Origin of the sequence: Marinobacter antarcticus, assembly GCF_011049865.1 — a bacterium.
GTDB lineage: Bacteria > Pseudomonadota > Gammaproteobacteria > Pseudomonadales > Oleiphilaceae > Marinobacter > Marinobacter antarcticus_A.
The window spans coordinates 1-6,035 of the sequence record NZ_DRGY01000058.1 but is presented as its reverse complement, the minus strand read 5'-3'; the positions used below and the strand labels follow the sequence as shown (position 1 = coordinate 6,035).

Here is a 6,035-nt window from a genome sequence, read left to right as displayed (position 1 = left end):
GTGCCTGGGTAGAAGTCGAAAACGATGACGGGAAAACGCTGACATTCCGAATCGTGGGCTACGATGAGATTTTCAATCGCACCGATTATATTTCCATTGACTCTCCGATGGCTCGAGCCCTGTTGAAAAAAGAAGTAGGCGACGACGCCGAAGTGAGAACGGAGGCCGGAACAATCCTCTGGCACATCAATTCGATTCACTACGTCAAATAGCGCAACTGCCGGAACATTCCCTCTCCAACCTTAATCACCGGCCATAAAAAAACCCCGTAAAAACGGGGTAAGGCTAGCGCTGTACTGGAGGTAGAAACAAGCGGCTATTGAGGCTTGCTTCTGTGTACAGTGCCTATTCTCCACACTTGGTATTACCGCGCTGTTGCCGATGAATTACGTTTTCGTCAGAGTCAAACGGGCAATCCTGGCACGAAATTAGGTTGTACACTCTAGGGAACATCGATAATTTCAATTTAACAGACTATATATCCGTTTCCGGCTATGGGGATAACAAAATGAACACACAGAAGCTCCTGAATATGGCCCTTGAAGGTGTCGACACGTTGGGCTACCGGCTTGACCAGATGGGGATTACCGGCAAGGTTAATCGCCATAACATTGCCGCTTTCCTGATGGCAGAACAAAGGCATCTTGAAGGTGAGTGGGACAGCATTCAGGTTCGTTTGAACCTCAGCCGCTCCCGGTTTGAACGCGTCACCCGGCAGATTGAGACCCGTGCCGACGCTATGATAGGCCCGCTGATGTCACAGGTAAACCGCTTCCGCCCTAGCCACTGACTCAGGCTCGGCCGATTTCTGATGCCGCATATGGGGCGCCGTCGGCTGAATCGGATGTAGGCTCTGCGGGAGCCGCCTTGATACGTTTGGGCGGATGGGTAAAGGCCGGCATGCGCACAGCAACGGTAAGTCCCGGTGGCTCCTCTTCGGGATAGGTATCGCTGAGCACAATCTGGCCTTTATGAATCTCTGCAACGGCATTTACCAGGCTAAGACCCAGGCCATTGCCGGGCAGAGAGCGGCTTTTGCCAACCCGGTAAAATCGCTGGAACACCTGATCCTTCTCATCATCAGGAATACCGATACCGCTGTCCCTGACTTCAAAAACTGCTTCCTCACCCTCTTTACGAACGGCCACGCCAATCGTGCCATGCTCCGGCGTGTATTTGATGGCGTTATCAATCAGGTTGCTGATCATCTGGAAGAGCAGATCGCGATCACCTTCAATGATGACCCCATCTTCCAGGGATTGTTCGAAAACCTGGTCTTTATCTTCAGACAACGCTTCGTAGAGCTCACAGGCGTCGGATACCAGTTCATCCAGAGCAACCTGTTTCATATCGGCGAAATTGCCCCTGGTCTCCAGGCGTGCAATGCGCAGCAGGGCGTTAAACGTTGCAAGCAATTGATCTGCTTCGGCAACGGCTCGACCAGCCTGGTCGCGGGCCTCGTCGTTATCGACCGACATTAATGTGTTTTCAAGCTGATTGCGCAGCCGTGTCAGGGGTGTGCGGAGGTCATGGGCGATACTGTCAGACACATGCCGGATGCCTTCCATCAGATACACAATCCGGTCCAGCATCTGGTTCAGGTTTTCTGCGAGCTGATCAAAGTCATCCTCTGTGCCGCGCGTGGGTATGCGCAAAGACAGATGCCCGTTCATGATTCGCCGGGAGGTGTTGTTGATAATTTCAATACGCCGGGTGGTGCTCCGGCTCATCAGAAAGCCGCCAAGCAAGGCCAGCGCAAGGGTGATCCCCATGCCCCAGTTGATGGCCGTTTCGATAACCCGTTTGAGACTGGTGAGTTCGTCAACGTCGCGGCCCACAAGCAACCTCAGGCCACCCTGAACCTCAAAAATACGAGCACGGGCAAGGCGCTCCGAGCCGGTCCACCCCACAGCCGAGCTGAGCGTAAAATTGATCCAGCCGCTTTCCGAGCGGGACCCCTCCGGCCAGGTTTCTATATTGCCGGCAAGCTTGACGAAGTCCTCGGTGCTCAGCAAATAAATCGTTTTGGCGTTGGGGTCGCGGGCAACCCGCTCACGAATAATCGTGATCAGGCCATTGACGCCCCTTCCCCGGTATTGCTCCGCTAACCCGGCGATTTCCGCTTCAATGGTTTCGTCGGTTTGAGCGGTCATAAAACCCGCTGTACGCCAGTAAATAAAGGCCAGTAGCAAAAATACCGAGGTGGCAAACACCACCATGTACAGCAAGGCAAGCTGGAAGGACGATGTCCTAAGCTGGCTAAGCAGTTTCACGTAACATGTACCCTGCACCACGGATGGTTTGCAGTAGCGGTGTCTCGAATTCCTTGTCGATTTTTGCCCTGAGACGGCTAATGTGTACATCAATCACGTTGGTCTGGGGGTCAAAATGATAGTCCCAGACTTTTTCCAGCAACATGGTTCGGGTAACCACCTGGCCCGCGTTGCGCATCAGATACTCCAGCAACCGGAACTCTCTGGGCTGAACGTCAATGTTCTGGCCTGAGCGTTTCACAGTGCGTGCCAACAAATCCATTTCAAGATCAGCCACCCGCAGAACGGTTTCGGTTTCCGCCGATTGGCGATTCCGACGCACCAAAGATTCAATCCGGGCGAGAAGTTCGGTAAAGGAAAACGGTTTGGTCAGATAATCATCACCGCCCCCGCGCAGGCCTTCAACGCGATCATCAACATCGCCCAACGCGCTCAGAATCAGCACCGGCACCTGGTTTCCCGTCGCGCGAACCGTCTTGATGATGGAGAGCCCGTCCATGCCCGGAAGCATTCGGTCGACAATCATAATGTCGTATTCGCCACTGGCAGCCATCATCATGCCGTCTTTGCCATCGGCTGCATGATCCACTACGAAGTCTGACTCCTTCAGACCTTTGACAAGATAATTTGCTACGTCCTGATCGTCTTCGATTACCAGCGCTTTCACCAGATCCCCTCCAAATAATGGATTACATTACCAATACAATACGAATAACTCACGCCACCGGCCAGTTACGATCTTGTAAGAGGGTGTCGCTAACGGCGACGGTCGATCACAAACAAAAACGCCACCGACCTGAACGGTGGTGGCGTTTTAAGCATTTCTTGAGCCTGTGTCAGGCGCGCGTCCGGGTGACCCGCCTGGACCCAGGTGACAGGCCTGGATCAGACCGCCTCAGCCATCTGAAGCTTGATTTTCTTCATGGCATTCTTCTCAAGCTGGCGAATACGCTCTGCAGAAATACCGTATCTGTCTGCCAACTGGTGCAGCGTCGCCTTACTCTCGGACAACCAGCGCTCTCGCAGAATATCCTGACTGCGATCATCGAGTGCCCCAAGCGCTTGCATCAACCGGCCATTGGAGTTCTCGGTCCAGTCTGCGTTCTCAAGCTGAACCGCCGGATCACTGCGACGATCTTCCAGATAGTAGGCCGGCGCTTTGTAAGCGCTTTCGTCGTCATCGTCCATCGGTCCATCAAACGCGGTGTCATGGGAAGACAAACGGCCTTCCATTTCCCGCACTACCTTTGGCTCAACGCCCAAATCTTCCGCTACTGCGTGCAGTTCGGCGTGGCTGAGCCAGGCCAGCTTTTTCTTCTGGCTGCGCAGGTTGAAAAACAGTTTGCGTTGCGACTTGGTGGTTGCCACTTTCACAATGCGCCAATTGCGCAGAATGAACTCGTGAATTTCTGCTTTGATCCAGTGCACAGCAAAAGACACCAACCGGACACCGTATTCAGGATTGAAACGCTTAACGGCCTTCATCAGGCCAACGTTGCCTTCCTGAATCAGATCGGCCTGCGCCAGGCCGTAACCGGAATAGCTGCGGGCAATGTGAATAACGAAGCGCAGGTGAGACAGCACCATCTGGCGCGCTGCGTCAACGTCTTCATCGTAGTGAAGGCGCTCTGCCAGTTCCCGCTCTTCATCCACGGTCAATACCGGAATGCGGCTAGCGGCCTGTATGTATGCCTCAAGATTGGCGCCCGGAACCAATTTCTCAATGAGCTGTAAGCTCGTACCCATGCTATAAACCTCCGAACCTGACTTTATCTGATTAAGAAGCTACCCCGAAACAAGCCTCTGTTTCAATACGCTCTTACCGCAATCCGGATCATTAGCCGCCGGCAATTTCACCCGGTTCTATGTCGTCCAGGTGGCGCTTTACAGCAACCCAAGCGCCCAGCCAGCCTAGCAGCATCGCTGCAATAATCAATGCAAGCGCACCGTCGACACTTAAGCTGCTGAGCGAGAAGTCGCTGCGATACAGCTCCGCGAGACGCGTGACAGGGCCGCTCAGCCACCACAGTGAAAGCTGCAACAGCACCCAGGCAACAACGCCGCCGCCCAGACCAAACCAGGCGCCGGTGTACAGAAACGGGCGACGCACAAAGCCGTCGGTGCCACCGACCAGCTTGGCCACCAGAATCTCATCACGGCGACTTTCAATCGACAACCTTACGGTGTTACCAATCACCAGCACGACGGCCGCAGCCAGCAGTATTGCAAGCGCCCAGACGGCCCGTGCAAGCAGGTCTGTCATGGCGTTAAGGCGCTGTAGCCAACCAAGATCCACCTGCACCTGTTCTACGCCGTCCATTCCTTCGATAAACGTCACCAGCGCGGCAACACCGTCTGCGGACCGGGCACTCTCTTTCGGGGTGATCAACAGCGTATGGGGTAAGGGGTTCTCTTCCAGATAGTCCAATGCATCATCAAGGCCCGATGACGCGCGAAACTCTGCCAGCGCCCGATCCCGGTCAACCAGCTCCAACTCTGCCACTCGGCCATCTGATTCGATTTCATCGGCCAACGCACGGGTTTGCTCAAGACTCGCGCTCAGCTTCATGTAGGCGGTCACGCGGGCACTGCTCTCCCAACCGGCGCTGACGCCCTGAAGGCTGGTTAACAACAACAGGAGCGCCACCGGTAACGCCAGGGCGACACCCATCACTGTCCAGGTCATGAGGCTTGCCACGGGCGTTCGCCACATGCGCCCAGCGCTGTCGCGGGCGACTTTACGATGATGAGTGAAATAGGATTCGGCCTGCTCACGCCAGGGCGACCGGGATACTTTCGCGCCCCTTGCAGGATCCGGCTTGCGGCGTTTGGATGACGGATCAGCGGCCACCGACACCTCCGTGCAACGATGTACCGCCCGTAATCAGATTGCCCTGATCCAGAGTCAGTGTGCGCCGGCCCATTTCGTTGATCAGGGCAAGATCGTGACTGGCAATCAGCACGGTTACGCCTACCTGACTGAACTGCGCAAAAAGATTCATGATATCCGCAGAAAGTTTGGGATCCAGGTTGCCCGTGGGCTCATCTGCCAGCAGCAAGGGTGGTTTGTTCACCACCGCACGGGCAATACCCACGCGCTGCTGCTCGCCACCGGAGAGCTGTAACGGATTCATTTTCTCCTTGCTGAGCAGGCCGACCTTATCCAGCGCTGCCCGCACCCGCCGGCCACTGTCCCGGGGAGAGGCACCCATCACTTCCAACGGCATCGCAACGTTATCAAATACGGTGCGATCAAAAAGCAGTTGGTGATTCTGGAATACCACGCCTATGTGCCTGCGAATATAAGGAATCTGTCGCCTCGGCAAGCTATTCAGCACCTGTCCGCCCACGACGACTTCTCCGGCGCTGGGTCGCTCCATCACCATGACGAGTTTCAACAAGGTGCTTTTGCCCGCACCCGAGTGCCCGGTCAGAAACGCCAACTCACCGCGATCCAGATGAAAATTCACCTGGCGTAGCGCAGTGTGCTCGCTGTCGTACCGTTTGGTAACCTGGCGAAATTCGATCATGACGGGCTACTGCTCCACGTAATCGGATTATTCAGCAAACTATTCAACAACTTATTCAGCAAACAATGCGTTCACGAACGTTTCAGCATCGAAGGTGCGCAGATCATCAACCTGCTCGCCCACGCCGATATAACGAATAGGAAGCTGCAACTGACGGGCGATGGCGAACACAATACCGCCTTTGGCTGTGCCGTCCAGTTTCGTTAAGGTAATGCCGCTTACGCCAACAACC

Annotated in this window: 7 protein-coding genes and 1 pseudogene; 2 read left to right on the top strand and 6 right to left on the bottom strand. The window is 54.9% G+C overall.

The window, feature by feature from the left end:
• Together ENI00_RS07920 and ENI00_RS07915 are read left to right on the top strand one after the other, a co-directional pair.
• Positions 1-212, top strand: a 212-nt coding sequence (locus ENI00_RS07920; RefSeq protein ID WP_304101112.1) for a GreA/GreB family elongation factor, incomplete at its 5' end; no start/stop codon positions are given.
• A 296-nt stretch (positions 213-508) separates the two neighbouring features.
• Positions 509-790 (top strand): hypothetical protein, encoded by a 282-nt coding sequence (locus ENI00_RS07915; RefSeq protein ID WP_304101110.1) that lies wholly within the window; start codon positions 509-511, stop codon positions 788-790.
• Position 791: 1 nt separating this feature from the next.
• On the opposite strand, the gene ENI00_RS07910 is transcribed toward ENI00_RS07915, so the two are convergent.
• The 6 genes and pseudogenes from ENI00_RS07910 to ENI00_RS07885 all read right to left on the bottom strand — a co-directional run.
• Positions 792-2,273 (bottom strand): HAMP domain-containing sensor histidine kinase, encoded by a 1,482-nt coding sequence (locus ENI00_RS07910; RefSeq protein WP_304101108.1) that lies wholly within the window; start codon positions 2,271-2,273, stop codon positions 792-794.
• The gene (locus tag ENI00_RS07905; protein ID WP_072795677.1) at positions 2,260-2,940 is read right to left on the bottom strand and encodes a response regulator transcription factor; all 681 of its coding nucleotides are present in this window, start codon (positions 2,938-2,940) and stop codon (positions 2,260-2,262) included. Before ENI00_RS07905 ends, ENI00_RS07910 begins: the two co-directional genes overlap by 14 nt.
• 218 nt (positions 2,941-3,158) lie before the next feature.
• The gene (gene rpoH, locus ENI00_RS07900; RefSeq protein ID WP_304101105.1) at positions 3,159-4,019 is read right to left on the bottom strand and encodes an RNA polymerase sigma factor RpoH; all 861 of its coding nucleotides are present in this window, start codon (positions 4,017-4,019) and stop codon (positions 3,159-3,161) included.
• A gap of 91 nt (positions 4,020-4,110) precedes the next feature.
• Entirely contained in the window at positions 4,111-5,124 is a 1,014-nt protein-coding gene (ftsX, locus tag ENI00_RS07895; protein ID WP_304101103.1) for a permease-like cell division protein FtsX, read from the bottom strand.
• On the bottom strand, positions 5,114-5,803 hold the full coding sequence (gene ftsE / locus ENI00_RS07890) for a cell division ATP-binding protein FtsE (RefSeq protein WP_304101101.1): 690 nt from the start codon (positions 5,801-5,803) through the stop codon (positions 5,114-5,116). The genes ftsX and ftsE overlap by 11 nt, the downstream gene beginning before the upstream one ends.
• A gap of 51 nt (positions 5,804-5,854) precedes the next feature.
• Positions 5,855-6,035: pseudogene (locus ENI00_RS07885) on the bottom strand (signal recognition particle-docking protein FtsY); the annotation flags it as partial.

Excerpts from the sequence above, each read along its gene's own strand:
- ENI00_RS07915 (WP_304101110.1), top strand. The coding sequence starts at position 509 with ATGAACACACAGAAGCTCCTGAATATGGCCCTTGAAGGTGTCGACACG.
- ftsE (WP_304101101.1), bottom strand. The coding sequence starts at position 5,803 with ATGATCGAATTTCGCCAGGTTACCAAACGGTACGACAGCGAGCACACT.
- rpoH (WP_304101105.1), bottom strand. The coding sequence starts at position 4,019 with ATGGGTACGAGCTTACAGCTCATTGAGAAATTGGTTCCGGGCGCCAAT.